Annotated in this window: 26 protein-coding genes and 1 riboswitch; of the genes, 7 read left to right on the forward strand and 19 right to left on the reverse strand. The window is 51.4% G+C overall.

Translation table 11 applies throughout. The features are described 5' to 3' along the window. From B3F49_RS07515 to B3F49_RS07535, 5 genes are all read right to left on the reverse strand, one after another. The coding region (locus B3F49_RS07515; RefSeq protein ID WP_293910159.1) for a caspase family protein at positions 1 to 425 on the reverse strand (425 nt) is incomplete at its 3' end. Then, positions 422 to 985 carry a hypothetical protein gene (locus tag B3F49_RS07520; RefSeq protein ID WP_293894513.1) on the reverse strand — a complete coding sequence of 188 codons (564 nt, stop codon included), beginning with the start codon at positions 983 to 985 and terminating at the stop codon, positions 422 to 424. The genes B3F49_RS07515 and B3F49_RS07520, both read right to left, overlap by 4 nt. A 31-nt stretch (positions 986 to 1,016) precedes the next feature. Continuing rightward, entirely contained in the window at positions 1,017 to 2,102 is a 1,086-nt protein-coding gene (locus B3F49_RS07525) for an ABC transporter ATP-binding protein (protein WP_293894510.1), read from the reverse strand. Continuing rightward, on the reverse strand, positions 2,092 to 3,783 hold the full coding sequence (locus B3F49_RS07530) for an ABC transporter permease (RefSeq protein ID WP_293894507.1): 1,692 nt from the start codon (positions 3,781 to 3,783) through the stop codon (positions 2,092 to 2,094). Before B3F49_RS07530 ends, B3F49_RS07525 begins: the two co-directional genes overlap by 11 nt. Beyond that, positions 3,780 to 4,805, reverse strand: a complete 1,026-nt coding sequence (locus tag B3F49_RS07535; RefSeq protein ID WP_293894504.1) for a thiamine ABC transporter substrate-binding protein — start codon at positions 4,803 to 4,805, stop codon at positions 3,780 to 3,782. The genes B3F49_RS07530 and B3F49_RS07535 overlap by 4 nt, the downstream gene beginning before the upstream one ends. Positions 4,806 to 4,848: 43 nt before the next feature. Beyond that, positions 4,849 to 4,938: riboswitch (TPP riboswitch) on the reverse strand. A gap of 75 nt (positions 4,939 to 5,013) precedes the next feature. Between B3F49_RS07535 and B3F49_RS07540 the strand changes: the two genes are divergently transcribed. Genes B3F49_RS07540 through B3F49_RS07550 form a run of 3 tightly spaced genes read left to right on the forward strand, consistent with a single transcriptional unit; the run spans position 5,014 to position 7,334 of the window. Then, a complete protein-coding gene (locus tag B3F49_RS07540) occupies positions 5,014 to 6,501 on the forward strand; it encodes an NAD(P)H-hydrate epimerase (protein WP_293894501.1) in 1,488 nt (495 codons plus the stop codon). Next, complete coding sequence (locus B3F49_RS07545; RefSeq protein WP_293910161.1) at positions 6,498 to 6,920, forward strand: hypothetical protein; 423 nt, start codon at positions 6,498 to 6,500, stop codon at positions 6,918 to 6,920. Before B3F49_RS07540 ends, B3F49_RS07545 begins: the two co-directional genes overlap by 4 nt. A gap of 9 nt (positions 6,921 to 6,929) precedes the next feature. Further along, entirely contained in the window at positions 6,930 to 7,334 is a 405-nt protein-coding gene (locus B3F49_RS07550) for a (deoxy)nucleoside triphosphate pyrophosphohydrolase (RefSeq protein WP_293894495.1), read from the forward strand. A 22-nt stretch (positions 7,335 to 7,356) separates the two neighbouring features. Here the strand turns inward: B3F49_RS07550 and B3F49_RS07555 are convergent, their stop codons facing one another. Beyond that, complete coding sequence (locus B3F49_RS07555; RefSeq protein WP_293894492.1) at positions 7,357 to 8,391, reverse strand: LacI family DNA-binding transcriptional regulator; 1,035 nt, start codon at positions 8,389 to 8,391, stop codon at positions 7,357 to 7,359. A gap of 236 nt (positions 8,392 to 8,627) precedes the next feature. Here B3F49_RS07555 and araA point away from each other — a divergent pair, with 236 nt between their 5' ends. Further along, positions 8,628 to 10,112 carry an L-arabinose isomerase gene (gene araA / locus B3F49_RS07560; protein ID WP_293910163.1) on the forward strand — a complete coding sequence of 495 codons (1,485 nt, stop codon included), beginning with the start codon at positions 8,628 to 8,630 and terminating at the stop codon, positions 10,110 to 10,112. A gap of 63 nt (positions 10,113 to 10,175) precedes the next feature. Here araA and B3F49_RS07565 read toward each other — a convergent pair whose 3' ends face one another. From B3F49_RS07565 to B3F49_RS07620, 12 genes are all read right to left on the reverse strand, one after another. Beyond that, entirely contained in the window at positions 10,176 to 11,777 is a 1,602-nt protein-coding gene (locus B3F49_RS07565) for a xylulokinase (RefSeq protein WP_293910165.1), read from the reverse strand. Between the two features lie 108 nt (positions 11,778 to 11,885). Further along, positions 11,886 to 13,181, reverse strand: a complete 1,296-nt coding sequence (locus B3F49_RS07570) for a glucose-1-phosphate adenylyltransferase (protein ID WP_293894483.1) — start codon at positions 13,179 to 13,181, stop codon at positions 11,886 to 11,888. 2 nt (positions 13,182 to 13,183) lie between these two features. Beyond that, on the reverse strand, positions 13,184 to 14,638 hold the full coding sequence (locus B3F49_RS07575; protein ID WP_293910167.1) for a glycogen synthase: 1,455 nt from the start codon (positions 14,636 to 14,638) through the stop codon (positions 13,184 to 13,186). 72 nt (positions 14,639 to 14,710) lie between these two features. Further along, positions 14,711 to 15,649 carry a thioredoxin-disulfide reductase gene (trxB, locus tag B3F49_RS07580; protein WP_293894477.1) on the reverse strand — a complete coding sequence of 313 codons (939 nt, stop codon included), beginning with the start codon at positions 15,647 to 15,649 and terminating at the stop codon, positions 14,711 to 14,713. Beyond that, positions 15,642 to 16,343: a tRNA (adenosine(37)-N6)-threonylcarbamoyltransferase complex dimerization subunit type 1 TsaB gene (gene tsaB, locus B3F49_RS07585; protein ID WP_293910169.1), complete on the reverse strand. Its 702-nt coding sequence runs from the start codon at positions 16,341 to 16,343 to the stop codon at positions 15,642 to 15,644. Before tsaB ends, trxB begins: the two co-directional genes overlap by 8 nt. Further along, positions 16,340 to 16,759, reverse strand: a complete 420-nt coding sequence (gene tsaE, locus B3F49_RS07590) for a tRNA (adenosine(37)-N6)-threonylcarbamoyltransferase complex ATPase subunit type 1 TsaE (RefSeq protein WP_293910171.1) — start codon at positions 16,757 to 16,759, stop codon at positions 16,340 to 16,342. The genes tsaB and tsaE overlap by 4 nt, the downstream gene beginning before the upstream one ends. After that, a complete protein-coding gene (locus tag B3F49_RS07595; RefSeq protein ID WP_293894468.1) occupies positions 16,759 to 18,015 on the reverse strand; it encodes a tetratricopeptide repeat protein in 1,257 nt (418 codons plus the stop codon). The genes tsaE and B3F49_RS07595 overlap by 1 nt, the downstream gene beginning before the upstream one ends. Positions 18,016 to 18,366: 351 nt before the next feature. After that, positions 18,367 to 18,723, reverse strand: a complete 357-nt coding sequence (locus B3F49_RS07600; RefSeq protein WP_293894465.1) for a hypothetical protein — start codon at positions 18,721 to 18,723, stop codon at positions 18,367 to 18,369. Positions 18,724 to 18,760: 37 nt separating this feature from the next. Beyond that, positions 18,761 to 19,120 (reverse strand): 50S ribosomal protein L20, encoded by a 360-nt coding sequence (rplT, locus tag B3F49_RS07605; protein ID WP_293894462.1) that lies wholly within the window; start codon positions 19,118 to 19,120, stop codon positions 18,761 to 18,763. 12 nt (positions 19,121 to 19,132) lie between these two features. After that, positions 19,133 to 19,330 (reverse strand): 50S ribosomal protein L35, encoded by a 198-nt coding sequence (rpmI, locus tag B3F49_RS07610; RefSeq protein ID WP_287993969.1) that lies wholly within the window; start codon positions 19,328 to 19,330, stop codon positions 19,133 to 19,135. Positions 19,331 to 19,414: 84 nt separating this feature from the next. After that, a complete protein-coding gene (infC, locus tag B3F49_RS07615; protein ID WP_293894456.1) occupies positions 19,415 to 19,966 on the reverse strand; it encodes a translation initiation factor IF-3 in 552 nt (183 codons plus the stop codon). A gap of 175 nt (positions 19,967 to 20,141) precedes the next feature. Further along, positions 20,142 to 21,134: a class II fructose-bisphosphate aldolase gene (locus B3F49_RS07620; protein WP_293910173.1), complete on the reverse strand. Its 993-nt coding sequence runs from the start codon at positions 21,132 to 21,134 to the stop codon at positions 20,142 to 20,144. Between the two features lie 122 nt (positions 21,135 to 21,256). Between B3F49_RS07620 and B3F49_RS07625 the strand changes: the two genes are divergently transcribed. Then, entirely contained in the window at positions 21,257 to 22,060 is an 804-nt protein-coding gene (locus tag B3F49_RS07625; protein WP_293910175.1) for a hypothetical protein, read from the forward strand. Here the strand turns inward: B3F49_RS07625 and B3F49_RS07630 are convergent. After that, positions 22,026 to 22,805, reverse strand: a complete 780-nt coding sequence (locus tag B3F49_RS07630) for a TatD family hydrolase (protein WP_293910177.1) — start codon at positions 22,803 to 22,805, stop codon at positions 22,026 to 22,028. The genes B3F49_RS07625 and B3F49_RS07630 overlap by 35 nt on opposite strands. A 104-nt stretch (positions 22,806 to 22,909) precedes the next feature. Here B3F49_RS07630 and B3F49_RS07635 point away from each other — a divergent pair, with 104 nt between their 5' ends. Then, a complete protein-coding gene (locus B3F49_RS07635) occupies positions 22,910 to 23,404 on the forward strand; it encodes a flavodoxin family protein (protein WP_293894444.1) in 495 nt (164 codons plus the stop codon). Positions 23,405 to 23,421: 17 nt separating this feature from the next. Beyond that, positions 23,422 to 25,242, forward strand: a complete 1,821-nt coding sequence (locus tag B3F49_RS07640; RefSeq protein ID WP_293910179.1) for an FAD-dependent oxidoreductase — start codon at positions 23,422 to 23,424, stop codon at positions 25,240 to 25,242. Positions 25,243 to 25,371 lie beyond the last annotated feature (129 nt).

Below are 25,371 nucleotides of genomic sequence, written 5' to 3' on the forward strand. Positions count from 1 at the left end.
TTTGCCAGTGCTATACTTCCGTCCTCTCCGCCATGTCCCGAATAGGCAAAAAGAATGAGATCGTTTTCGTCTGTTACATATGCTAAAGCCTCTATAGCTTTTTCGATATTTGTAATTGAGGGATATGCATTCACTGTTGTTGTTCCAATGAGATAATTTACTTCTGATGTATACGATAACCCTTCTTGTCTGAACCTGTACCCAAAATAGTCGGAATCCGTTTGTTCTGCCAGGCTATCAAGCACGATATGGAGTTCATCGGCATCATTGAGCGTCCCTTGGAGATTATCTTGGCTTGTATTGTTCTGATAATCCAATCCCACCAAAATAGCATACACATCCCCCGCCACCGGCTCATCATAGAACAGCTCACAGGAACTGAGAATGAGTACTATGCTGAATAGGAGGGGGATGATTCTTCTCATTGGCTTCCCCCTTGATGATACGGGAACAGGTGGTATCGCAATCCTACTCCCACTTGGATGGCGGTAATCTCCTTTCTCAGGTGAATGGAGAGCGGGAAAGCTAGAAAGAGTTGATAGGTGGGGTTTTCCAGAATGAGCAACTGTCCTCCTACCTGGAGTGAGAAGGATGCAAATGCCTCTTTGATCTGGCTGTAGAAGTTTACCTCTGTGCCCAGCTGGCCATACAGGGAGAAAGAATCGTTTAGCATGCAACTGGACCTTAGGCCGAATCCAATGGAAGTAAACCCTCTGCTGCGGTAGAGCCCGTAGGGAAGCGAGCGGCTCACCGATTGAATTTGTAGCTCCAACGAACCGTCCCATCGGTTTCCCTGGTACCCGAATAAGCCAAGTGAGGTACTACCGGCAAAAGAGGAACGGGCTGGGATCTCATCCGCAAAATGGGAGATTCCCAGATACTCAAAAGCTGTGGCGGTGGCCGAATGATAGTACCCTGTGGTCTGAGCTGACAAGGGGAAGACTGCTGCAACAAGGAGGAGAATCAAAAGGTAGCGTCTTCTCATATGCCCAGTATACAAAAAAATAACTTTGTTTCTATTCCCCGACCGGGGGAAGCAACGGCTTTGTTACCGATTGTCCATCAACATACTCACGAATATGCTTGACTCTTACTCCCAAGGTAACATTTCTTGACTGAGGTCGATGAGAACAGTGACTGATGATGGGATATCCTTCCCAACTGCAGACAAGTCGGTAGTGATCTCCTTGGAACTCACAGCTCAACACTTCAGCCTGTTTGAACTGGAGATGTACCAAGTACTCTGCAAGAGGCAGGTTCTTGTTGTCTTGGACCAAGACCTCTTCGGGGCGGAAGAAGATGGTGTGCTTGCCCTCCTTGGGCTTGAAGACAAAGGGTTCGGTTCCCCCGGGATTCACCAGCGTTTTGGGAATAATGCTGTAAGGGAGGGCGTTCCCCTCACCCATGAACGTCGCAACAAAAAGATTCGCCGGTTCGTTGTAAATCTGTTCACCTGTCCCTTCCTGCATAACCCTTCCCTCATGCATGACAATAATGCGGTCGGCAAGCGATAGTGCTTCTTCTTGGTCATGGGTGACATACAGAGTGGTGATTCCTGTCTCGTCATGGATCCTCCGGATTTCTTCCCGTAGGTGTTTTCTCAGTTTTGCATCCAATGCCGAAAGAGGTTCATCCAACAGCAGCAGTTTGGGATCTGAAGCAAGAGCCCTGGCCAAGGCAACACGTTGGCGCTCACCGCCGCTGAGCTGCTGGCTCTTGCGCTTCTGATACCCTTCCAAGGCGACCATGGAGAGCAACCGGGCAATTCTCTCCTTGCGTTTTTCCCGACCGACCTTTCTGATTTTCAGCGGATAGGCGATATTCTGCTCCACGCTCATATGGGGAAACAAGGCATAGTCTTGGAATACCATGGCTATCTGCCGTTCATGTACGCTGGTATGTGAGATATCCCTGCCATTGAGAACCAGTTTCCCTTCGTTCAACGGTAGCAAGCCTGCTATCAACTGCAATGTGGTGGACTTTCCACACCCCGACGGACCGATGATGCACGCCAACTCTCCGATTTTGACGGAGAAAGAGACATCCAGGTTGAAATCCTGATAGGAAGCTTTGAGGGAACAGGAAAGACCGTCATCGGTCATATTTGCCTCCTTTTGCCAATTCACTGACGATGAACACAAGAGTACAGACGGCGATTAAAATGGTTCCCAAGGCGCAAGCCCCTTGGAAGTTGTAGGACCCAATGAGACGATACATGACGATGGGAAGCGTCACGATTGAACTGTTGGCCAAGGTCAACGTTGCATTGAACTCACCCATGCTCAAGGCAAAGGCAAAAATGGCTCCAGTGAGCATGGCACCCCTGAGCAGGGGCAGCTCGATTTGCAGGAATGTCCTCAAGGGTCCGGCACCCAACGTCAATGAGCTATGAATGTAGGAATTGGGAATCTTTCGATACTCTGGAAGAATGGTTCTGAGTACAAAGGGTATGGCTATAACCATGTGTGCAAGGACCACCAAACTATAACTAGTCAATAATCCGCCGCGGACTCTTGCACTGATCAGGTAATACCCCAGGCCAATGATCACCGAGCTGACGGTCATCGGCATCATGCCCAAGAGCTCCAACAGCGATCCCTTCTCCTTTTTTCGGATGGCGACACAGAGTGTGAGGGCAAGCGGAACGGTACAAAGGGCTACCAGGGCGGCAATGACCAAGCTGTTTGATAACGCTTGGAGAGCAGAATTCATATGTCCTGTCGCGCGCTCGAGTGAAAGCAGCTGCCGATACCATTTCAGGCTGAATGCCTCGGCACCCGAGCGGGAGGATGAAGCCATGAATGAACGGACAACCACCGATGCAATGGGCCCGAGGATGAACAGGGAAGAAACGATAGTATAGAATAATGCAAGCAGTTTTCCTGGCAGCGTTGCCGGTTTCTTCTCGATCAAGCGATTGCTGTTTCTATACGTCTCACTGAGTGCAAGCCTCTTTTGCGTCCTGTTGTACCATAAGAGGAGGATGCTGGTGACAAGAATGGAGAAGAGCGACAAGGCAGCTGCAGAGCCGGTTTGTCCCAGCATACGGGCCTGCCGGTAGATTTCCACCTCCATGGTGGTATACCGGGGACCGCCTCCGAGGACCAGGATGATTGCAAAACTGTTGAAACAAAAAAGAAATACCAAGGAAGCTGCACTGATGATGGCGGGAAGCAGACGAGGCAGGGTGATGGAAAAGAACGTCTTGGCCTTGGTGGCGCCCAGGGTATAGGATGCCGTTTCGCAGTTGCCATCCATATGCTCCCAGTACGAGGAGACCAAGCTCATGATGATGGGAAAGTTGTAGAACGTATGGGCAAGGATAATGGCGGGAAATGAGTAGAGAATCGAAAGCGGAGGCTCTTCAAGTTTGAAGAGTGTCATCAGGATTCGATTGAGAAACCCATTGTTGCCAAAGAAAATGACAAATCCAAGCACCACCAAGATGGATGGGATCACGAACGGAATGGCGCTGAGTGCAAGGATGAGACGTTTACCCCTGAAGGAGTAGGTGGCGATCAAATAGGCTCCTGGGAGGGCGACGAGCAGGGATGCAAGTGTCGACAAGGTTGCCTGCAACAAGGTGAACAGCATGATTCTCTGCGTATAGGGGTCGGTAAAGACCCCTGCAATACGCGAGAATGTGAATCCTTGCTCGGTGACGAATGCCGAAGAGAGGGTGAAAAAGAGGGGGACGAAGAACAACAGCAGCAAAACCATTGTCGAGGGCAACGGCATCACGCGATAGAATCGCTTGTACTGCATATTCTTGTCATCTCTCATCTACTCATTACCTGTGTCCATTCAGTAAGCCATCTATCGAGGTTTTTTGCAAGTATTTCAGTCTCCATCGAGAGGCTCTTTTTGGGTTTTGGAGCATAGTCGAAGGCAGCGGGAAGCTCGGTCTTGCTGTTTACCGGATACATGGAGTTGGCCAAGGCTATGGTAAGCTGAGCTTCGGTAAGCAGATAATCAACAAACTTTTGTGCATTCGCCTTCTGGTTGCTCGATGCCAGGATCCCTACACCTTCGATGGTGGTACTATGACCCTCACAAAAGATTGCCGTCTGATACCGTGTGGTTTCTTCGTACGTTACATGGTAGACCGGGCTGGTGGAGTAGCTGAGCACCAATGGAGCCTCTCCCTCAGTGAAGAGCCCGTATGCACTGGACCAACCGTCGGTGATGGTCAGGGCATTCTCCTTCATAGCCTCCCACCATGACAGATATCCGTCCTCTCCAAATACCTCGATGGTCCACAGCAGCAAGCCAAGCCCGACCGACGAGGTTCGGGGGTCGATGAGAATCACCTTGTTCTTGTACTTGGGATCGACCAGCGAAGCAAGAGAGGTCGGGATGTCCTGTGCCTTCATCCGTTCGGTATCGACGACGAAGGCAAAATTGCCGTAATCGAACGGCAGGAGCCGATACAAGGGATCGAAGTGCAGAAATGAGGGGATGTCCGAGAGGACCGGACTCTCATATCGCTGAAGCAGGTTTGCATCATACATCTTCTGGGCCATGTCGTCGGTTATGCCGATTACAACGTCGGCCCAAGGGTTGCCCGCTTCGCTGATGACTTTGGTCATCATTTCCACAGCGTCTCCCGCACTTACCAGGTTTACCTTGACGCCGTACTGCTTCTCAAACTCCTCGACGATTGCAGGACCGGGGCCCCAGTCTCCGCAGAACGCATCATAGGCATACACAACCAGCTCTTTCGATTCCTTGGCCGGTTGTGCAAATACTGAGAACGAGAGTGTAAGGATGGCAACCAAAACACATACGTACCGATGCTTGTTCATAAGCACCTCCATATTGAATAGTCTGCCATGGGGATAGGTGTGATTGAGAAGTGACTGTCTCCCTCCGCTGGTATTATCCAGATCAGGTTAACGGGTGTAATCTCAGGCTGTTACGCCACCCCAGGACATGTCCAGCCTAACGGGATGCCCCAAACGTGTCAAGATAGGAAATGTTGACCGCATCTTGCCCCTCATGTACAGTATGGATATGAAACCTCTTGCACTTGCCTCCGATATTGCAACACTGGATGAGAATGCCCAAGATGTGGCTCATCTCCCACCTCTCTGTCTCATGGAGAGCGCAGGTCTGCAGATCTATCAACTATGGAAACCCAGTCTTTCCAAGGATGACCGTCTGGTATTCTTGTGCGGCGGCGGCAATAATGGCGGAGATGCATTGGTTGTCAGCCGGTATGCATTGCAGGATGGGTTTGCCAACCAGGTTCTAATATATACGGGTACGCGGATTTCCGAGTCCTGTGCACGGCACCGTCTTGTTGCCCAAGCATACGCTCTTGTCTCTTTGCAGGCCGAAAATACTGAATTCACCCGCCTATTTTCTGAGTTGCAGCACGCCGACTGGATTGTCGACGGCTTGATGGGCACTGGCTTGAAGGGTCCCCTCAACGGCATTGCCGCTTCCTTGGTTGATGCTGCCAATCAGAGCAAAGCACGAATTCTGGCTGTCGACGTTCCCTCGGGCCTGGGCGATGAGGTCCCTTCTGATGCGATTTGCATCCAAGCCGACATGACTGTTACGATGGGGTTGCTCAAGCGCAGCATGTTTCATCCTTCCACCCGCTCTCGATGCGGGAGCTTGTTCTGCGTCAATCCATCCTTCCCCCCGTTTTTGCTTCAGCAGGTGCCAAGTGCGGCACTGCTCTGTGAGAGGAAGGCACATCTGCCCAAGCTCGCAATCGATGAGTACAAGAACAGCCGTTCCCATGTTGCAATATTCGGCGGAAGCGTTGCCTATAGCGGAGCGGCAAGACTTTCGGCCAAGGCGTGTTTTGCAGCCCGTGCCGGGCTGGTAAGCCTGTATTGCGACGCGCAAGTCTATACCCTGGCCGCCTCTGAAGCCCCTTCGGTGATGGTAAAAGTCTATGAAGGACAGCCGATTCCCCCGTATGGGGCTTTGCTGGTGGGGCCGGGGTGGGGGTCAGGGAGGGAACCGCTGCTCGAAAAGCTCTTTGCAACCGGACAGAGCATGGTCCTCGATGCTGATGGGATTCGGGCCTACGCTTCCTTGCTCGCCCGCGGACGGAGGCCGGAACACGGACCGCTTGTTCTCACCCCTCATCTCGGAGAGCTCGCTTGCTTGCTCGCAAGCCTTTTTGGCGATGACTACGACAGAAAGACCCCTAACGCTTTCTTTGCATCCATTCAGAAGGCAGCTGCCGAACTCAAGGCGACGCTCGTTGTGAAGAGCTCCTTGGTGCATATTGTCGATGAAGCAGGAAACGTGGTGGTCATCGAGGGCAACAATCCATCGCTCGGCGTTGCCGGCAGCGGTGATGTCCTGTCGGGAATCATTGCCTCGCTTTTTGCAAAATATCAGGATGGGTGGCTTGCAGCTTTGGAGGGAGCGTTGATTCACCAGCAGACGGGCCGTCTTGCAAAGCGTGCGTATGGATACTACGATAGTGAAACATTGCTTGCCTTCCTTGGCAGGGCAGTCCAGGAGGCCGAGCTTTGATTCAGCTGTATCTGCTTTCCATCGCCTATCTCTTGCTGGGCTCGGCTTTCCTGCTTTCGGACTCGTATGGTCTGTCATTTCCTCTTTTGCTCTCCTTGCGATACGCCTTCCGCACCCACAGGGTGGTACGAAGGATACTTGTTCTCAGCGGGCTTCTGCTGACGATTGCATCAGCCCTGTTCCCGATGGATCCAGGTCCGATGCTGCTTGGTGACCTGGTTCCGATGCTCAATGTGTTCTCTCTCACGCTCTGGTATCTCTATCAAGCGCTGCGGGGCATCGGGGTGAAGCAGGAAGAGCAGCAGACGGTACTGGATGCAACAGGGCTCTATATGGAACGAAACAAGCGCAATGTCGGCTTTTTAACCATGGCTGTTGCAATCATCCACTTCATTGCACCCCAATTGGTTTTGCTGTAGGAGACAGAGATGCAGGAACGAATTACCACCGCAGGAATACTGATGCGAAACGATGCCTATTTCATCGCCAAACGCGAGGATACAGGCTCCATCGGAGGACTTTGGGAATTTCCCGGAGGAAAGAATCGCTATGGGGAAAGCGAACAAGAGACACTCAAGCGTGAGTTTGCTGAAGAGCTTGGCCTTGAAGTGGAAGTTGGTCAGCTGGTCCACAGCCACGACTTCACCAACAAGGAGACGTTGTATCACCTGAAGGCGTATCGTGTGTATGCCGATGCTGTTGAAAACCTGCCTTTCAAGGTACACACCGAGTATCGCTGGGTGACACTTGAGGAACTGGGCAAGTATGAGTTTGCACCCAGCGATCAGCAAATCGTCAGAAAACTTCAAGAACTTGGCGGGATGAAGCGTTGACCGACGGCACTTGCTGTTGGGGTTACAGGGTCGGACACCAGCCTTTCTCGTCGATGAGATTCTCGGGCAGGATGATATCGATGGGAACACAGATGGTCTCTTCCGGATCCTGATCAAGCAGTCCCTTTCGATACAACTGATAGATTGCCGTGTACCCTTGAAACTCCGGCCTCTGACTGATCAGGCAGTCGACCGACCCTGCAATCATCGCCCTGCGGTTGTGTTCGATCAAGTCATACCCGATCATGGTTGTCTGGCTCTTGCGACCCAGAAGCAGGACGCTTTGTGCTATCCTATGAATGGCGTCATTGACCACGAATATGCCGCACACATCACCGTGTTTCCGATAGAATGCATCAAGCTCCTTGTCCATGTTCTGTGTCAGGGGAGCCTCCATCTCAAAAACAGGGAACTCTGGTTTGTTTGCAAAGTATTCAGTAAAGCCACGTGCGCGCTCGATTGAGTTGTATGCAGCGCGGTGGGTCTGAATGGTCAGCAGCGTACCGCTTTTCTGTGTGAGCAGATGCATCATCCTTCCTGCGAGAAAACCTCCCCGGAAGGGATTCTGCACAACACAGGAGACCGGGTTTGTATTGGGTAGAGGAGAGTCGATGAACGCATAGAAAGGGATGTCCTTTGCACTGAGTAGCTTTTGCGCATCGGCAGGAACGACAGGGGCAAGCAAGAGAGCGTCGACCTTGTGTGTGAGCAGAGCCTTCCCCTTTTCAAGCAGGGAACCGGGGACCATGCGGTCGAACTCCATCATGTCGATGCGTACAGCCAGGGTGTGCAACTCCTTGGCTGCTTTCAGAATTCCTTCATAGATGAGACTCCAATATCCGAATTCGGAGTGGAGCAGGGGAAGGAGCACCCCGATGGTAAAATCCTTGCTCAGCTTGAGATTGCGTGCGTAGGTATTCGGCTGGTAACCATAGTCTTGCACAATACTCATGACTTTCTTCACCGTTTCGGGCGCAACCCGGCCCCGCTTGTGCAGCACCCGGTCTACTGTCCCGATTGAAACATGCGCCAGCTTTGCAATCTCCGATATTGTCATTCGTTTGTTTTATCCTTTCCGGTTGCCCGAATGTGTTTGTTTATCGATAACGCAAGTATACCATAGAAAGTATTTTTGTCTATGCGATGAAAACATGGCTTGACGCAATGCATAGCAATATTTTTATTCAACTCTTGACAGAAAGTCCAGTACGAGTGAAGATATTAGTATGGTTGCGTTAACGTAAACGCAGTCAATTTTCAAGAGGTTTACCCTCATCGATGGTGGAGGATATCATGCAAAGACAGCCGTTGGCAGCGTACGATTTTTGGTTTGTGGTAGGATCGCAATTTCTCTATGGAAAGGAAACTCTCGATCAGGTGGCAGACCATGCCAAACTGATGGTCCAGCGCATGAACGCAAGTGGATTGCTTCCCTGCAAGCTGGTATACAAGGCAACGGTAAAAACTTCTGAGGAAATCGAGCAGTGTGTTAAGGATGCCAACTATGATGACACATGCGCCGGCTTGATTACCTGGATGCATACGTTCTCTCCCTCAAAAATGTGGATCCGCGGCCTTGATTTGCTGCAGAAACCGTATTGTCACCTCCATACCCAGTTCAACCGTACCATTGTCGATACCGAGATCGATATGGATTTCATGAACCTGAACCAATCCGCCCACGGTGATCGTGAGCATGCTTTCATTGCTGCCAGGATGCATACAAAACGCAAAATCATCACCGGATTCTGGGAGGACGAACCTGTTTTGGCCAAGCTGGGTTCTTGGATGCGCTCCGCTGTCGGTGCTGTTGAAAGCCGAAAGCTCAAGGTGGTCCGTTTCGGTGACAATATGCGCAATGTCGCAGTAACCGAGGGAGACAAGGTCGGGGTGGAGATGCAGCTCGGCTGGCAGGTAAATTCCTGGGGTGTCGGCGATTTGGTCAGGGAGCTCGAACAGGTCAGCGAGGCCGAAGTTGATGAGCAGATGGAAGTGTATCGCAGCCGCTATGAGTTTGCCACCAAGGACTTGGAGACTGTGCGGTATCAGGCACGGGAGGAAGTGGCGATGCGAAAATTCCTCCAGCGCGAAGGTGCCTATGCCTATACCAATACCTTTGAGGACCTGCAACAGATGCGCCAGCTTCCCGGTCTTGCAAGCCAGAACCTGATGGCTGAAGGATATGGCTACGGTGGGGAAGGAGACTGGAAGGTCTCGGCCATGACCAGCCTGATCAAGCGGATGACCGAAGGTCTGGGTGGCGGCACCACCTTCATGGAGGACTATACCTATCATCTTGAGAAAGGCAATGAACTTTCCCTTGGAGCCCACATGCTTGAGATTTGTCCTTCGATCACGACCGACAAGGCCCGCATCGAAGTGCACGAATTGGGAATCGGGGGGAAGGAGCCCCCTGCACGGTTGGTGTTTGAAGGACATCCCGGCAATGCCATCCTTGCTTCATTGGTGGACATGGGCGGCCGCGTCCGCCTGATCGTCAATGAAATAGAGGTGGTCAAACCAATCTATCGCATGCCCAACCTTCCGGTTGCAAGGGTCATGTGGAAACCCCAACCGGACTTGAACCAGGCAAGCCATCTTTGGATGCTTGCCGGCGGGGCCCACCATGCCGTGCTCAGCTACGACGCAACTGCAGAGATGTTGGAGGATTGGTGCGAGATCATGGGGATCGAGTTTGTGCACATCAACAACCAGACCACCGTCTCATCACTGAAGCAGCAGCTCTTCTTATCAGATTTGGCTTGGAAGCTGCAATGATCGAGTGAGAAGGCGCACAGGAAAAAGGAGGTTCATTGAACCTCCTTTTTTAGGGAACGGCACTTACTTCAGATTCTGTACTGCGGCCTTCTCAACAGCAAGTCCCCGCTTGTAGCGTTCCAGGAAAATATTGAAGCCTTCAATATCCTCCCTGCTTGCCTCGACAGTGGAGATTTCAGCAGTAGCAAATGCTTCTTTTGCAAGGAATTCAGCAAGACTTCTGTTTTGCTTGTGCACCATGTACGAAGCAAGCAGTGCAATCCCCCAGGCTCCTCCTTCTCCTGCTGTCTTGAGCACCGAGATGGGGGTGTGGAGGGCGCTTGCCATCATGCTCTGGCCGACCTCGGCAGTCTTGAAGAATCCTCCATGTCCGGTGATGGAGTCGATGGCCACCTTCTCCTGCTCAAACAGGATGTCCATGCCGATTCGCAGCACCCCAAGGGCGGTGAAAAGTTGAGAACGCATGAAATTGGCGAGATTGAAGGTGTTTGTCGTCTCCCGCACGAAGAGGGGACGACCTTCATTCATATCGGTCATGGTCTCTCCGGAAAGATAGTTGTACGGCAGCAGACCACCGCAATCCTTGTCTCCTTCCAAAGCCTTGTAGAGCAGCTTGTCGTAGAGCTCTCCCTTGCTGAGTGAGAAGCCCGCTGTGGTGAGCACTTCCGAGAACAATCTCATCCAGTTGTCATACTCACCGGTGCAGTTGTTCCCGTGGCTCATCGCCACAAGCGAACCGTCGGGGGTGGTGACCAGATCGATGAACTTGTTGTAGCTCTTGGAAAGTTCCTTTTCCAGGACGATCATGGCGAAAACCGAGGTACCCGCTGAAACATTGCCGGTACGCTTGGCGATGCTGTTGGTGGCAACCATGCCGGTTCCTGCATCACCTTCAGGGGGGCAAAGCGGAATCCCTGCCTCAAGCGTTCCACTGGGATCGATCAGAAGTGCTCCTGTTTCTGTGAGATTTCCTGCATGGTCGCCGGCTGTAAGGATGGACGGGAGAACTGTCTCCAGCTGCCATGGGAATTTGTAGGCCCGGGTCAAATCAGCAAAGGCTTTGAGCATGCGTGTGTCGTAGCGACCGGTTTTTGTGTCTACGGGAAACATGCCCGAGGCATCGCCGATGCCCAATACCTTATTTCCGGTCAATTGCCAATGTACATAGCCTGCCAAAGTGGTAAGGAAGCCAAGATCCTTGACATGCTCTTCCTTGTTCAGGATGGCCTGATAGAGGTGGGAGATGGACCATCGTTCAGGAACGGGATAATCAAAGAGTGTGCCCAGCTCTTCAGCAGCCTGGCTTGTCATGGTATTTCTCCAGGTCCTGAAGGCAGCAAGCTGCCTGCCCTCGGAATCGAATGGCAGATAGCCATGCATCATGGCACTGACCCCTAGCGCCTTGGTGCGGCGAAGCTTAAGCGCGTAGGTGTGCTGAATGTTGGCTTGCAAGGATGCAAAACAGGATTGTATTCCCTTCCAAACATCATCGAGTGCATACGTCCACACTCCATCAAGCAAGGTATTTTCCCAATCATGGGCTCCCTGTGCTATCGGCTGGTTCTCGGAATTGATCAAGACCGCCTTGATCCGGGTGGAACCGAGCTCGATTCCCAAAACAGTCTTCCCGTGAAGTATCTCTTCTTTGATTTGGTTGGTTTGCATTCTATTCTCCTTTCAGTAATTATATCCTGTATATCGGATTATTTCCAGATAAAACATAAAAAAACAGCGGAAGAATTGAGTTCTTCCGCTGTCTGGAACGTATTGCATCTACATTACAGTCCCATTCTTGATAACTGCATTCTTGTTGATGACAATGATGCCGTCATGGATGGAGTACATGGCGAAATCTCCTTCTTGTCGAGGAATATCGTCTATGCCGATTCTGCATCCATCACCGATGCGTGCATTCTGGTCGATGATCGCCTTGCGGATGATGGTGCCTCTTCCGATGCCGATGTTGGGTATTCCCTTCTTGGCATTGGCAGCTTTCTCGGCTTCGGTCTCATAGTAGGACGCACCCATGCAGTATACACCGTCCAGGGAGGCTCCTGATTCAATGATGGTACGGACGCCGATGATGGAGTTGACGATGTATGCATTGGTGATGATCGAGCCTTCACTGGTCAGCGAGCTGGAAATGTTGCAGAAGTTCACCTTGGTTGCCGGCAGGTGGCGGCGGTGGGTGTAAATCGGCATCATCTCGTTGTAGAAGTTGAATTGAGGGTTGATGGAGGCCAAGTCAAGGTTTGTCTCGTAGAAGGCCTTGATGGTTCCGATGTCCTCCCAGAAACCGTCAAAGAGAAAGGTGGCCACTTTTCGATGCTTGATTACATCGGGGATGATCTCCTTGCCGAAATCAGTTTTGTCGTTGTTCAGTACCTCTTCCAACGACTTCGCATTGAAGATGTAGATACCCATGCTCGCAAGGTATTCATTGCTTGCATCGACATGCTTTCCGAGCGAAGCATGCATGAAAGAGTCTGCAACCTTGTACTCGCTGATATCCAGGTCGATAGCCGGCTTTTCATAGAATTTTGTGATCATGCCATCATTGTCGCAGCCGATGATGCCGAGTCCCGTAGCCTGTTCACGGCTGATCGGCTTGGCGGCGATGGTCAATTCAGCTCCGCTGCTGATATGCCTGTCCAGCATTTCCTTGAGGTCCATGCGATAGAGCTGATCACCGCTGAGGATGATGTAGTAGTCTGCATTCTGGTCATGGAAGTGCCTCATATTCTTTCGAACCGCATCAGCAGTTCCCTGATACCAGGTGTCGGTTTGGTTGGTCTGCTCGGCAGCCAGAATCTCAACAAATCCATTGCTGAACGTGTCGAAGATGTAGGTGTTGGAAATATGGTTGTGCAGTGAAGCGGAGTTGAACTGCGTCAGGATATAAATCTGCCTGATACCGCTGTTGATGCAGTTCGAGATGGGAATATCCACCAATCGATACTTTCCAGCGAAAGGTACGGCAGGTTTGGCGCGGTCCATGGTAAGCGGATACAATCGAGTACCCTTGCCACCGCCTAGTACTATAGCGATTGATTTTTCTTTCGTGCGCATTCTTAGTTCCCCCTTATGCTGGATTCATATATTGAACGATACAATCGGGCAGACCGTTCCCAGGTACTGTCCCAATGCATACATCGAATCCTGACAGATTGCATGGTTTTCTTTCCTTTGTTCCACCATTGAAGTGCTCGTTCCACCGCTTCAAGTATACCACGGCCTGTCATGGAGTCAAAGAGGATTCCTGTTCCGGTCTCTGGGTTCTCATCCAAGTCGAGGATGCTGTCAGCCAATCCTCCGGTTCTTCGGGCGACAGGCAGTGTTCCGTAACGGAGGCTGTAAAGCTGATTGAGACCGCATGGCTCATACCGGCTGGGCATGAGGAAAAAGTCAGACCCGGCTTCGAGCAGATGAGCCGCCCTATTGCTGAACAGGATGTTGACGGAGAGATTGGAGTATCTCTGCCCGATTTCAACAAGTTTCTTCTCCAGGGTATGGTCGCCGGTTCCCACGATGATCATCTGCATCGTGTGTGCATGAAGCATCTGCTCCAGCACACAGGGAGACCCCTCAAGCAATTCGACAAAGCCCTTCTGCTCAGCCAAGCGGCTGATCATACAAAAGAGCGGTACACCATCATTCACTTCAAGGCCGAACTCGGCTTGCACTTGAGCCTTGGTCAGGGCCTTTCCCTCTTGGTGGCTTGCGCTGAAGTGGTGATTGATGAAACGGTCGGTTTGCGGGTTCCACTCTTCGTAATCGATGCCGTTGATGATGCCCGTCAAATCCTGGGACCGCTCAGCGAGCAATGCTTCCAAATTGCAACCATATTCCTTGCTCTGGATTTCCTTTGCATAGGTCGGACTTACGGTGGTGAGTTTGTCGGCGAACACCAAGCCGGTCTTCAACATGTTGGTCCGCTTATTCGTAGCATGGCCGCTGAACATGGCTTTGTCGGGAGCTATGTCGCATCCAAGCAGTTCGAGACGAGAGAACTCACCTTGATAGGCGAGGTTGTGAATGGTCATCATGCTTTTGGTTCCGCGGTAAAACTGGTCCTTGCCGGTTTTGAGAAGATACGGAAGGAACCCGCAGGTCCAGTCATGACAGTGCATGATGTCCACCTTCCAAGCAAGCTCCTTGCACAAGAAAAGTGCCGCCTTGTTCAAAAGGGTATAGCGTCTGAGATTATCGGCATAGGGAGTAAACGACGTATCCCCATAAATCCCTTTTCGTCCGGTAAAGTAAGGATGACGCAGAAAATAGTACGTAACCCCGTTGAGGATGGTTTGGCAGAAACCGACCTGTTCTTCACAACCGAGCAATGAAATCGAGCCGGCGATCGGTACCTCATCAAAGGTTGATGCATCCACACTTCCATAGAGCGGGAGCACAACCCTGACATCCTCGCCTAAGGAAGCGAGGGCGGCCGAGAGTGCACCAACCACGTCTGCAAGCCCTCCTGATTTGGAAAAGGGTACAGATTCACTGGAAACCATGCATATGTTCATGGCTCAATTAGAACACTAACGACCAGCCATCGTCAAGGAGATTTGTGTGATATATGAGAGGTAGCCCGCTATTTAGCGGTATGCTCTTCCTTCAAGTTCATCGATGTATTCGCTTGCACAATGAGCGGCGATGGCACCATCGCTGGCAGCTGTCACCAACTGTCTGAACACTGTAGTGCGTACATCTCCGGCAGCGTACAGGCCGGCCAGCTTCGTTTCCATCCTCTCGTTGGTGATGACATACCCGCTTTCATCGAGGACACTCTTGTCCAGCATCTCGGTCTGGGGAAGCATGCCGACGAAGATGAATACTGCATCAAACTCCCGCTCGTACTCAACATCGTTGGCAAGATCCTTGAGGACGACCGAGGTAACCTTGTTGCCGTCACCCTTGATGAGGCTGACGGTATGCTGCATGACCAGTTCGATGTTCTTGTTCCTGGAAACCTGTGCCACCAGATTGTCCTGGGCTCTGAAGCGTTCCTTTCGATGCACGATGGTAATGTGCTCGCTGAGCTTTGAGAGGTAGAGAGCATCGGTAAGAGCGGTATCACCGCCTCCGACGACTAGGATTTTCTTGCCCTTGAAGAAGGGTCCGTCACAGGTGCCGCAGTAACTGACTCCCTTGCCGTTGTACTTCTCCTCGCCCTCGACTCCAAGGTGGCGGTGCTTCGCTCCCGTTGCAAAAATAACAGCCTTTGCCTGATAGGTTTCCCCGTCGGCGGTTTCTGCAAGGAAGGTGTCTCCTTCCTTGGACAACTTGGTGACAGTTGCATAGACAAGTTTTGCCCCGAAGGCCTCAGCCTGGGCATGGAATTTCATTCCCATTTCATATCCACTGATGGGTTGATCGAACCCTGGATAGTTTTCAATCATGTCGATGTACATGGTCTGCCCACCGGGGGCGATCGACTCGAGCATTGTTACAGAACGACCAGCACGTGCTGCGTATTGGGCTGCGGACATGCCCGCAACCCCTGATCCGACGATCAGGATATCTTGTTCAATCATGTGTTTCCTCCAGAGAACTGATTGTTTCTTGCAATGCGATTTCTGCATCGCTCTTTCTCACATAAACAGGGCCTGTGTCCGGCTCATCAGCTCCCCATTGTTCAAATTTCCGCTTGCCCAGCGTGCAGAGCACCAGAGAAAGATTGAGTTGGGAGCTCTCATCGACGGCATAGTGTTTGGAGAGCTTGGATGCAAGCAAGGGGGCATCGCCACCAAGCAGGAGGGTGTCGGGATAGGGTGCAAGCAGGCGTTCTATCTGCAAGGGATCAAGGTCGAGATCAGGCGTCAGCCTTTCGCCGGCTTGGAACAAGGCCGTGTAGAATCGCTTTTTCTTTGCATCGATGACCGCAAGGCTTGTATGGGGATACGAGCTGTTGCAGGCTTGGTACGCTTCCAAGGTCGGAATCGTAACCATGGGGATGCCGGTGGCAAGACTGATGCCTTTCAGGGTGCTCATGGCGATTCTCAAACCGGTGAATGAACCGGGACCACTGGTGCACACCAGCAGGTCGAGCTCCTTCAGCTTGAAAGAGTTGCGTTGACACACCTCGAGCATGGACGGAACCAGCATCTCCGAGTGTTGGTTTGCACTTGTCACCACTCTTGCTTCAAAGAAAGGCTTTTTGCCCTCTTCAAAGCGTGCAAAGCACACGTGCATGACCTCGGTTGAGGTGTCGCAGGAAAGGATGTTCATATGTCGGCCCCTTGCAGGGTGATCACTCGGTCTTCATTGGGCATAATATCAATATCGACAAAAAGTGTCGTATCGGGAAGCATCTCGGCAATCTTTTCACTCCATTCAACTATCGCGACCCCGTTGCTGTACAGCAGTTCTTCACCGCCGATCATTTCGAACTCTTCGGCCGAATCTATCCGATACAAATCCATATGATAGAGCGGCAACGTTCCTTCGTACTGCTGAATCAGGGTGAAGGTGGGACTTACAATCGGTTCGGTGATGCCCAAGGCCCGTGCAAGGCCTTTGGCAAGAACGGTTTTTCCCGCTCCCAGGCTCCCCCGAAGCGATATCACCGTTCCGCTCTTGCACTGCTTGCCCAAGCGATACCCGAACGATAGCGTCTCCTCTTCACTATGGCTGATGTATGTCATCAGAGTGAGTCCTCGATGTCATACACCGTCTCCAGGTCGTCGGTTTCTTCTTTGCCTTGGATGAAGAAGGGCTTTTCTTGCTTGGTCTGCCGTACTACATCCTCGGTATCGACAAATTCCTGAACAATGGGGGAGGCGAGCGTATCACCGCTGGCTTGCTCGTAATCCTTCATCAACTGGATGATCAAGGGGTCGTTGGGATCGATGGCACGGGCGATTTCCAGATATTCACGGGCTTCATCCCACATCCGGTCTTTCAAATAGAGGTATGCCAAATTCGATATGAGGGTGATGTTCTGGCTGTCCAAATCCACTGCAGTATTGAGATAGTCTTTTGCTAGCTCGGGTTTTCCGGTCTCCAAGCTGCAGATGGCCAATTCGTTATAGATGTCGCTTGTCCCCTTGCTGTTTGCAAGAGCGGCGAGCAGGGCCTCTTCTGCCTTTCGGTAGTTGCCCATTCTCCTGAGCGCCCAGCCCTTGAGGAACCAAGCGTTCCAAACCTTTGGATTGTCTGCAAGGAAGGAGTCCAGAAGGGCGACAGCCTCTGGTTCCTTGTTCATCTGGATGGCATCGTAGGAGCGCATCAACGTCTGGTCATCGTTGAGTTTGGCGTCGATGTCGTCCACGATCTTTTGTACATGGGCCTTTTTCCCATCCTCGTCGGCAATGGCCAGATATCGGTCGAGATACTCCTTGGCAATCTCTACATTTCCTTGATACAGATGGAAAAAACCTAATTCACTGAGCAGAGGGGCGTCCTCGCCGACCACATCCAGCCCTTCCTTGAGGGTTTCCAGGGCCTTTTGCTGATAGAGGTCGTACTGAACTCCTTTCGCAGTATCCTCGGCTGCCTTGCGGCTGTACAGGGTTGCCAGGTTTATGTATGTCGCGCTTTGCGGTGCAAGATGGCACACAGTAAGAAACAACTCTTCTGCAAATGGAAAGTTCTGTTTCTGCTCTTGGGCAATAGCTGCAATATTGAGTTCTTGGACGGCATCAGGCTGCAGAGCAAGCACAAATTCACGGTAATACGGTGCGTGTACATGGTCGTTCTGATAGGCAAGGATCTTGAGCATGCCTGCGACGATCAGCTCAACACTGATATCCTTTGCCGGATCGAAATCACGGCTTCCCTCAGGGCGTTGCACCGGGATTTCAATCGAACTGTCGACATGAAAATTGTTGATATCCCGCTCCATGGAAGCAGGAAGTTTGATGAAGAGAATGTTCTTCAAGGCATTGTGTGTTTCTGGCATGGATGAATGGTTCCTGTATGCAAGATAAAACCTGCGGTGCCGTACCCGGAGAATGCTCTTGAACCTGTGGTTCAAGGGGGAAACTAGTTGCGCTGAAAATTCTGTTCCATTTAACCCCGAAGGAGTTGGATCAATGCAAATCAGCTATACCGCTACCCATTTGTGTAAGTTGAGCCAAGAGACTGTGGCTCCAGGCGCACACCGCAGGAAACTTGTCAAATATCGAGGCAGTTGACTGCCGTACTTCTATCGTACAATAAGAAAGAGCTTTGGGAAAGGGGGTTCGGGAAANNAAGAAAACGGGACCTTGCGGCCCCGTTCACGGACAGTGTCCAGACTGATTGCTTCAGCTCAAAGAGTGGGAGAATCCTCCAAGAGTGCATCCAGGTCGACTTCCTCATCAGAGAAAGCATTTCCACTGGAGAATCCCTCGGCGGCTTCCAGATCAAGTGCTGCGTCATCGAAAAGTTGGACGTCATCCAGCCCTTCGATAGCGGAAAGATTTTCCATGGCATTGGCAATGCTTTCTTCGAGAAGCTTGTTGCTGGAAGTGAAACTTTCAACATACTCCTCAAGTTCAGCGTTGTGTGCATGTACCAAATCAAACTTTTCTTGAAGTTCGGCTTTCTCCTTGCGGAGCATTGCGATCAATCCTGCTGCCTTCTTGGTTCGCAGTTCGAGCATTTTTACGGTATCAACAACTGACATGGTTCCTCCTTCAAACGTCTAGACGAGTTACCTTGGCTTATTTGCCCAAGGTATCCTTTACCTGAGCAACGAGAGCGGAGAAAGTAGCCTGGTCTTCAATAGCCATATTGGAGAGGGCCTTTCTGTTGATCTCGATGTTGGCAAGCTTCATGCCATGCATGAACTGAGAGTAGTTGAGACCCTCTGCCTGCACAGCTGCGCTGATTCTTGCAATCCAGAGCCTGCGGAAATCCCGTTTACGCTCTTTACGACCGCGATATGCGTACTGGCCAGCCTTGGCAACTGCATCTTTTGCAACGCGGTTGTTCGTGCTTCTGCGGCCATAATAGCCTTTTGCCAGTTCAAGAATCTTCTTCCTTCTGTCCTTACGTTTCGTTCCGTCAACTGCTCTTGGCATCGCCCACCCCCCTTATGCGTACGGAAGCATGGATTTGGCTCTCTTTGCTTCCATATCTTCGAGGATTCCAGAAGCACGGAGGTTTCCCTTGCGCTTGCTGCTCTTCTTGGTGAGAATGTGGCGAAGACCCTGCTTCTTATAGCGGACCTTGCCGGTTCCAGTGACGCGGAACCGCTTTGCAGCGGACCTTCTTGTTTTCATCTTGGGCATTGTAGTGCACCTTCCTACTTGCGCTCACAAGGAACAAGATCCCCTTGGAGCAGCATATTCAACATCCCATGCGGGATACTGTTGCTAATTGTCTTTCTTGGCGGAGACAGGACCCGTTTTGGCAGGACTGATGATCATACTCATCATCTTGCCTTCCATCAAGGCGTCTCGGTCAAGATTGAAGCCTACACCATTTTCAGTGAGCTGGGCAAGTATCTTGTCCAAAACCACCTTGCCGAGTTCTGTGTGGGCCAGCTCGCGGCCACGGAAGCGGATGCTTACCTTGACCTTGTTTCCTTCAGCGAGGAATTCACCGATGAATTTGGACTTTGTCTCAAGATCATGCTTCTCGATCTTGGGCTGCATCCGGATTTCCTTCATTTTGATGACACTCTGGTTCTTCTTGGCATCCCTGAGCCGCTTTTCCTGCTCATACCGGTATTTTCCGAAGTCGAGAATCTTGCAAACGGGAGGGTTTGCGTTGGGGGATACTTCCACCAAATCCAATCCTACACTCTCTGCAAGCATGACGGCGTCATACACGCTCATGATGCCTTTCTGATTTCCATCTGCATCAATGACGAACACTTCTCTTGCACGGATCTGTCTATTGATCCTCAAATCCTTCGTAGCCAATCGATCTCCTTGTGTTTTCGGTGAAAACCACTGTGTGTGAGCTTTTCCCGGCCTAAAAGGCCGACGGTACACAATATAACACATGCATTAAGGGCGTGTCAAAGTACCTGCCCTTGTACCAATGAAAAAAGGCCGTGGAAACTACTTCCAACGGCCTTTGCGCTACAACGGTCGATTACGCCTGATTGGCAGACCCTAGGACGTTGATGTTCTTGTGCATGTACATCTTCTTCAGCTCGTCACGGGCCGGTCCGAGGTACTTGCGGGGATCGAATTCACCGGGTTTCTCTGCAAGCACCTTGCGGATGATTGCAGTCATGGCAAGTCTGCCGTCGCTGTCGATGTTGATCTTGCATACGGCACTCTTGGCTGCCCTGCGAAGCTGTTCCTCGGGAATGCCTACGCTGTCCTTGAGCTTGCCGCCGTACTGCAAAATCATATTCACATATTCTACAGGGACGGAGGAAGAGCCGTGCAACACGATGGGGAAGCCGGGCAGACGTTTCTCGATTTCCTCAAGAATGTCGAAGCGAAGCGGAGGCGGAATGAGAATGCCTTCTGCATTGCGGGTGCACTGCGAAGGTACGAACTTGTTCGCGCCATGGCTGGTTCCAATGGAGATGGCCAGCGAGTCAACACCGGTGCGGGAGACGAAGTCGACGACTTCCTCAGGCTTGGTGTAGTGGCTCATGGCACTGCTGACTTCATCCTCGATGCCGGCCAAAACGCCGAGTTCCCCTTCAACGGTGACATCGTGGGCATGGGCATATTCAACGACTCTCTTGGTCAGTGCAACGTTCTCCTCATAGGGAAAGTGGGATCCATCAATCATGACGGAGCTGAATCCGTTGTCAATGCACTCTTTGCAGGTTTCAAAGCTGTCACCGTGGTCGAGGTGCAGGACGATGGGAATTTCGTATCCGAGTTCCTTGGCATACTCACCGGCACCACGGGCCATGTTTCTCAGCAGATTGATGTTGGCGTAGTCGCGTGCTCCCTTCGAGACCTGAAGAATAACGGGACTCTTGGTGGCGACGCATGCCTGGATGATAGCCTGCAGCTGTTCCATATTGTTGAAATTATAGGCAGGAATGGCATAACCGCCCTTGACTGCTTTTGCAAACATGTCTCTGGTATTCACCAGACCGAGTTCCTTATAGGATATCATAGGTTGCTCCTTGTTCGATGGAAAGTTCAATTCAGTACAAATGTATCCAAACTGTGGGAACTGGTCAACCTGTATACATCTGTTTCTTGACTGCAGAAGACCGGACTGCTACATTCAAGGGAATGAAACCCTTTGTTCTGTTGCCTTTCCTTCTAGCCATGTTGCTTTGTGCAACACCTCTTGTGGTTGTTTTGCAGCTTCCCGCACTCTGGTTTCTCACTGATGCAACGTACAGGGCGAATGTGTATTCCTTTCAACAGCCCGGCCTCTCTCTCTGCATGCTTGCAAAAGGGTACCGACTTCGCACGCTCACTGTGAAAGCGGATGTTGACTATCAAACACTGGCCATGGTGTTGGAGGGAAAGAAAGGGTATGTGGTATGCTCTCCGCCCATAACCCAGGCACTGCACGGTTTGGAGAGGGTGGGTGAAGAGGCCGTCTTTGTCGGCATGGGTCAGGCAAGCCAAAAAGCGCCTTTGTTCGACTGTATGATACTCACGCAGGCGGATGAGCGTATTTGGCAGGAAGCCGTCGACGGCAGGAAGAGTGAAGTCCTCTATATCCGCAGCTCCGATGCGCAATACTTGCCCAAGGAATTTCCAACAGACTTGATAGTGACGAAACAAGAATCAGAGAACGACGTGCAATTTGCCCGGCGGATAGAGCAGATGCTGCAAGCCAACCCCATCATACACCTCTATGCACCGAGGCTTGGAGCGTGGGCGTTGCCATTATTGGGAAAAGACACGCTTCTTTGGACGGTCGAAGCTTCCTATAGGAGTGTGATACCTCCCTCAAACCTGTATGGGGTGGTTGCAGAGGACCTAAGCCGGACCTTCAAGCAATTGCTTGAATCCGAAAGAACCGACATCATTGCCGTGAAACGGTTGTTCACTGGTCGAGAAATGCATGGAAGTTGGCTCTGACCTGCAAAACCATTGCTTCAAGTGAAATACTCCTCAACTGCGCCGCGCATGCATAGATATAGTGCATAAAGAGCGGTGTATTGGCCTTCCCCCGCACCGGATTGGGGCTGAGATAGGGGCTGTCCGTCTCCAAAAGGATGTGCTCGATCGGTAGGCTTGCAAACAGGTCCTGCATGCCCTTGTTCGCCTTGTACGTCAAAGGTCCGGCAAAAGAGAGATAAAACCCCTGCTCGATTGCCAGACGGGCAAGTTCTCCACCTCCTTGATAGCAGTGAAAGATGCCCCGCTTTGCAAAGGTGGTACGCCCAAGAAGCGAGATGAATTGGGAATCGGCTTCCCGATTGTGAAAAATTACGGGTTTGCCGAGCCTGTTGGCAAGTTCGATTTGTCGAGCAAGCAGGTACTGCTGGTTCTCAACCGTGCCATACTTGTGATAGTTGTCCAGCCCGATTTCCCCTATCGCCACCACCTCATTCTTCAAAAGCTGGTTCTCCAATACCGCAAGCTGCTCATCAAGTGAGTCTTGCGCCCCCCACGGCCCGATTCCTGCACTGAGCTTTATGAAGGGGTAGGGCTCGAGCATGGCTGTTCTTTCGGCCAGGTCGCCGCAGTCCAGCCCTATCTCAATACCTTCCATGGAAAGCTCTTGCATGGAAGCAAGAATCGATTCGACATCTATGCCTTTTCTCTGCATGGAACGAAGGTGAAAATGGGAGTCTATGAGATGGGGGATCATGGTTTGCATGCACCCGTTATATCCGCTTCACTGTATTGTTGCAAGTCCGGCATACCCTGATGGATGGCTTGAAGCGGGCGTGATACACTCAAACACATGACTGGAGGTGTTGTATGGAGCGCATTCTTATGTACTATTCACTTGAGGGACATACCCGGTTTATAGCCGAACAATTGGAGCAACTGTTGCATTGCGATGTGTATGCATTGCAACCCCGCAACCACTATCCCACCAAGGGCTTTGCAAAGTATTTCGTTGCCGGCAGGGATGCAGTTTTTCATCGGCGGCTTGCATTCAAGGAACCACTTCCTGACTTGAGCAAGTATGATGTCGTGTTGCTTGCCACCCCGGTTTGGGCTGGAGGCGTGAGCGCTCCGATGTATTCATATCTGAAACAAGCCTCGTTTACGCAAAAGGATCTGTATCTCATCGCCGATTGCAGTGGTGGAGATGTTTCCAAGTGCTTTTCCACCATGAAGAAAATCAAGACCGATGGCCATGTGCGGGGTGAGATTTCCTTTGTGAATCCATCAAAGGATACCTTGGAGCAGGATGCAAGGCGATTGAAAGATTTTTGTGCTGCTGTATTGGCGAATGAGTCGTATTGATCAAGGAGGGGGGTGTGATGCATTTTGATGTACTTGTGATCGGAGCAGGGCTGAGCGGACTGAGTGCGGCCTCTTTATTGGCAAAACGTGGTTTGAACGTCGCCACTATCGATAAAGCATATTGTCCGGGCGGAAGTTGCGGCGCCTTCAAGCGCGGGGATGCAATCTTTGACCAAGGCTCGTCCATGCTCTTCGGCTGGGGGGAGAAGGGCTTCAATGCCCATCGGTTCCTCTTCAATTGTCTTGAGGAGAGCATCACCATGATCCAGCATGAATTGCTGTATTGCGTCCATTACGATGGCAGAAAAGTGAGATTTTTCCCCGATATTCCCCGATTTATCGACGAAGTCTCCACCCTGTTTCCCGGCCAACGGGAGAGCCTTGTGCGTTTTTATGGGGACATGCAAACCATGTATCAGCATGTCATAGTGGAGAATCCCTCCTACACCACCCCTGACGAAGTTGACAAGAAGGCAGCTCTCAAATCCCTGCTGCACCATCCTCTTTCCTATATCAGGTTTCTCTCTTATTTGAATATCAGTGCAAAGACGCTGCTTTCCAAGTATTTTACCGATAAGGCGATTTTCAACTTCTTTGACAAGCTTACCTCCACTTACTGCTATGTGACAGTAGAGGAAAGTCCGGCAATTCTTGCATCGGTGATGTTTGTCGACAACCATGTCGGGGGCAGCTACTATCCTGCGGGATCAACACTCTCCTTGACGGGAGCATTGGAGAAAGTAATCGAGCAAAACGGCTCGACAATGATGGCGGAGCGTGAGGTTGTCTCGATACTCTTCAACCAAGGAAAACCCGGCGGGGTGCTGCTTGATGATGGAACGGTGCATACTGCAGACCAAATCATCTACAGCGGTACTGTCTGGAACCTCTATGGGAAGTTGTTGCCGCACAATGAAACCACCGAACAGCAGCGAAGCTGGGCGCAGAAGCAGGAACCGACCTATCCAAGTGTAGTTTTGTATACACTGGTCGATAAAGATGTTGTTGATGAGCTGACGCTGGCAGTTGAGATGCTGGTCGGCCGACCCGATGCCTTGGATGAACAAGAGGTTACAGCCTACATCCCCAGCGTCGATGACAGGACCATCTGCGCAGATGATGAGCATATCATCCTTGCCATCGGACCTTCGTTCGGGTCATGGGATGCGCTTGACCAGAAGGCATACCAGCAAAGGAAAAAGCAAGAAATTGAGCGGCTGCTTGCAGTGCTTGAAAAACGGTTTCCCTCGATCAGGGAGCACCTCAGGCATGCAGAGCTTGCAAGTCCGAGAACCATCCAGCGATTTACGCTGAAGAACGGAGGAGCGGTGGCAGGACCCAAGCAAAAGCTGGGCAACCACATGTTCAAGCGTCAGCACATCAGAACAGATTGGGATACCCTGTTCTGCTGCGGCGAGTCAACGATAATGGGCACTGGAACGCCCACCGTCACCACCAGCGGGATCGCTGCAGCGAATGCAGTACTCTCCAAACGCGGTCTTAAACCGTTTGTTTATGACAGTTCAAGGAAAGAGTACGTCCATCTGATACAAGCTCCCTTCACCTGTGAGCAGTTGTATGCTTCAGTTGAGCCTGAACAGCGTGCAATAATGCAAGAAGCAAGGCGCTGCCAGTTGTGCGAGCATCCTACCTGCAGTCATCAAACCGACTTGGATGTTCGGGGAATTATGAGACGGGTGTCGGTAGGCAACTTTGTCGGTGCGAAGAGAAAGCTTACAGAATCCTCGGTTCAAAACCCAAGCATTCTGGAGCCGAACTGCATCCGAGAAGAGAAGGTGGCGATAGGGAAGGTGTGTGAGTATCTGAAGGGTCACTGAACCGGCTCGACCGTCATGATGCGAACCAAGCCGTAGAAGTCGGTATCATCACCTTGAGCTTCGACCATGATGAGGCAGCCGATGTCATCCTGCGTGGTGGTATAGGAAGAAGCGTTTGCACCTTCGATG

It is taken from the genome of Sphaerochaeta sp. UBA5836 (assembly GCF_002432845.1).
Taxonomy (GTDB): Bacteria; Spirochaetota; Spirochaetia; order Sphaerochaetales; family Sphaerochaetaceae; genus Sphaerochaeta.